This window comes from Acetatifactor sp., from assembly GCF_982438285.1.
Map to the genome: position 1 here is coordinate 1 of NZ_CEWDFQ010000321.1, position 3,576 is coordinate 3,576.

Here is a 3,576-nt window from a genome sequence, read left to right on the forward strand (position 1 = left end):
GTTCAAATCCCCGATTTCAGCCTGAAGAACAGAAAGTACATTCAGCATACTGTCTCTGGCCGCTTTTTGTCCCTCCTCCAGGCTTATCCCGCCTCCCAGCTTTCCTATATAATTGTGAGAGCCGATGGCCGGCCCGCAGCCTGAAATATAATACAGGCTTTCCCCAAACCGTCTGCAGGGGGTATAGAGACCTCCCCTGGGCGGAGGCGGGGGCAGCTTTAATCCCAATTTCTCCAATTTCTGATAAACATCCATATTTTTACTCTCCTTTGTTCTTTTCATTTGCGTTTCCTGCCAGAAGCATGCCTGCGGAAAGGTCTCTCTCAAGCTTCCCCTGATTCCATATTACATTTCCACCCACAAGGACATACTCCACTCCCTCGGCCAACGCTCTCGGCGCCTGGAAGGTTGCTGTATCTCTTACCTTTTCCAAATCCAGCACATTCAAATCCGCCCGCATTCCCTCTTGAATCAGTCCGCGGTCTTTCAGCCCAAATCTCTGCACTGTCAGCCCGCTCATTTTATGTATTGCCTGCTGCATGCTTAAAATTCCCCGTTCCCTGACAAAATCTCTTAGAATCCTGGGGAAAGCCCCATACAGCCTGGGGTGCGGAAATTCCCCTGCTCCATACAATCCATCAGAAATCACCGCGCTATAGGGAAGCCTCGCCACTGTATCCACATCTTCCGGAGCCATGCTCATCACAATAATTCCCACATTTCCGTTTTCCTCACATAAAATTCTTGCCATGCAGGCCGCCTCATCCTCATCTCCCATCCTCCGGCAGATTTCCGGTATGGTAAGCCCCTGGCAATCCTTATTGTTCCGGGCTGAGCTTACTATCATTCTCTCCCACCTGATAGACTGCACCATATTATCCCAGTCAGGCTGTTCTTTCACGATTTCCTTTCTAAGGAGAGCGAGCCCCTTGTCCGAGCCCAAAAAATCTATCGTCTTTTCTGTGATTTCTTTCAGACAGCATGGCGGTATGAGGGTCATCAAGGTCGTAGAGCCGGCGGTATAGGGATAAAAATCTACGGTAACATCCTGTCCTTCCCTTCTCGCCCTTTCTATCTGCTCTATGGCCCGGTGCAGGGTTTTTCTCCAATTCTGCCGTCCAAATACCTTAAAATGGCTGATATTTACAGGCAGTCCGGTTTTTTGTCCGATAGCAATGACTTCATCCACTGCCTCTGCCAAATGATTTCCCTCGCTTCGTATATGGCAGCATAGCGGACGCCCGTAAGCTGCCGCCGGTTTCAGAAGTTTTATATATTCTTCTGTGGAGGTATAACACTCAGGCGTATACATAATCCCACAGGAAATCCCCATGACGATGGCTGTCAATAACCCCGGGCGCAACAGCCTTCCCTCTCACATCCAGATTCACAGCGTCTTTCTCCCAGGCCCGCTCCAGGGCTTCCCCCACTTCGCTTCCCCTGGGGACAATCCTCCAAATCATGCCCTGGTCCAGAAAAAGTTCCGCCTGTATGGGAGGATTGCCTGCTCCGTCATATACACTTCCGCCTTTTAAAATGATTTTCATGGCATTCCCTCCTTAAACCAGCATTCCCCGGGCATCTACAGGAATCCTCCTCAATTTTCTCTGACTGTATTCATATATGGTATTCTGCATATTTACAGCAGTACAAATGTGAATGGGAGTCAGCTTTAAAACCTGTCCTACCTTTAGCCGTGTATCCCCCTGGCTGCTCTCTATGATTCCATGCTCCTCATTCAGACGCGCAAGCCGTAAATCCGGCCTTCCCTCAATCACCCCATAGCCCGGATAATAGTAGGGAGGCTGATGTAAGAGAATATCCATAGGAAAGGTTTTACTGCCTCCGTCTATTACCGCATACCCCGGGCGAGGAGTACTGACTACCGTCACATAAATATGACCCGCAATCTTTTCAGGGGATGCCCAGCCTTCACAGCAAAGCATATAATCATTAAAAATATAGGTTCCGGGACGTATTTCTGTAACCTTCCCTGTTGCTGCCACAATATCTCCTGTGGGAGTTGATCCTGCACTGACATCTTTTATATGCAATCCTTTTTCCCACATTGCAGCAGCCAGCGCTTTCATCAGCTGTCCTTCTTCCTCTCCCGCTTTTCTCCGGTCGGTAACAGAATGTCCCTGGTAAATCATGCTTTTAAAGGCGTAAATGCCGGTGAGATGAATGCTGGGATAGGAGCTAATCCGCTGTGCCAGAGAAACCGCATCTTCTATAGGAACCCCTGTCCTTCCTGCTCCGATATCCACCTCCAGACGCACCTCCGCCGAGATGCCCTCACGGCTGGCTGCCTGTGACAGCATTCTCGCTGTGGCATCGCTGTCCACAGCCAAAATCAGACGGCGGCATTTCCGATAAAGCTTAAGGGCTCTCTGGATTCGAAACTCTCCCACCAGCGGATACGCAATGAAAATATCATCAATTCCTCCATCGGCCATTACTTCTGCCTCCGATACCTTGGCACATGTAATGCCACAGGCGCCATATTCCAGCTGAAGCCTGGCATATTCTACCATCTTATGGGTTTTGATATGGGGCCGCAGGTCCACCCCCGCCTGATTGGCGAATGCCTGCATCCTCCAGATATTTTCCTCTGCCTTGGAACGTTCAATCACGATACAGGGTGTTTCCAGCTGTCCAATCAGTAAAGCTTCCATCTTTTTTCATCCTTCCACTATGCCTTCAGGCCTGCCGTAGCAACACCCTCTACAAAGTTCCGCTGGAAGCCAAAGAACAGAATAACTACCGGAATTACGAAAATGACTGCTGCTGCCATAAGGAGCGTCCAATCAACTGTATACTCATTGAGAAACTGCTGCAGTCCCAGGGACAGGGTCATGCGTTCTTCCTTATTGATATAAATTAACGGCCCCAGATAATCTGACCATGCGGCAATAAAGGTGTAGATTCCTACTGTTGTCAACGCCGGTTTGCATAAAGGAAGCGCCAGATGGGCATATCGCTGCAGCTCATTTGCCCCGTCAATTTTTGCCGCCTCAAACAAAGAATTTGGCAGCCCCACCATAAACTGTCTCAAAATAATAATATAATAGGCATGTCCTGCAAAATGGGGTGCAATCAGAGGAACATATGTGCCAGTCAGACCAAAAGCATGCCAGGTACGATACAAAGGTATCATCGTTACGGTATAAGGTATCATCATAGTGGCCATAAGAAGGCCTGATAAAATTTTAGTGCCCTTCCAGCGGATTCTGGACAAGGAGTAGGCCACCATGGGTACTACTAACAGCTCTCCCACTAAACTTAATCCTGTTATAACAGCCGTATTTGCCATATACCTGAAATAAGGAATCCTCTCAACCGCCGCGCCGTAATTTGCTATGGTAAACTCCCTGGGCAGAATTTTCACCGGAACCATAAAGGCATCTTCCATCGTCTTAAAGGATGTGGTTACCATTACCACAAAAGGAGAAAGAAATACCGCGCTCAGGGCAATCACAATGAAAGCGAAAACGAGGTTTTTCACTTTTCTTTTTATAGAATACATCTGAATTTTTTCCCTCCGGATTCCCATATCATTCACCTCCTGCATTATTG

Annotated in this window: 5 protein-coding genes; all 5 read right to left on the bottom strand. The window is 48.4% G+C overall.

Annotation, left to right across the window (positions count from 1 at the left end; translation table 11 throughout):
• Nucleotides 1–282: RidA family protein (locus AC1WIP_RS13175; RefSeq protein ID WP_481142258.1), on the bottom strand; the 282-nt coding region annotated here is incomplete at its 3' end.
• Nucleotides 260–1,201, bottom strand: coding sequence for an amidohydrolase family protein (locus tag AC1WIP_RS13180; RefSeq protein WP_481142259.1), 942 nt, complete (start codon nucleotides 1,199–1,201; stop codon nucleotides 260–262). The genes AC1WIP_RS13175 and AC1WIP_RS13180, both read right to left, overlap by 23 nt.
• Before the next feature lie 97 nt (nucleotides 1,202–1,298).
• Complete coding sequence (locus AC1WIP_RS13185) at nucleotides 1,299–1,547, bottom strand: hypothetical protein (RefSeq protein ID WP_481142260.1); 249 nt, start codon at nucleotides 1,545–1,547, stop codon at nucleotides 1,299–1,301.
• A gap of 12 nt (nucleotides 1,548–1,559) precedes the next feature.
• Nucleotides 1,560–2,675, bottom strand: a complete 1,116-nt coding sequence (locus AC1WIP_RS13190; protein WP_481142261.1) for an alanine racemase — start codon at nucleotides 2,673–2,675, stop codon at nucleotides 1,560–1,562.
• 17 nt (nucleotides 2,676–2,692) lie between these two features.
• On the bottom strand, nucleotides 2,693–3,576 hold an 884-nt coding region (locus AC1WIP_RS13195), incomplete at its 5' end, for a carbohydrate ABC transporter permease (RefSeq protein ID WP_481142262.1).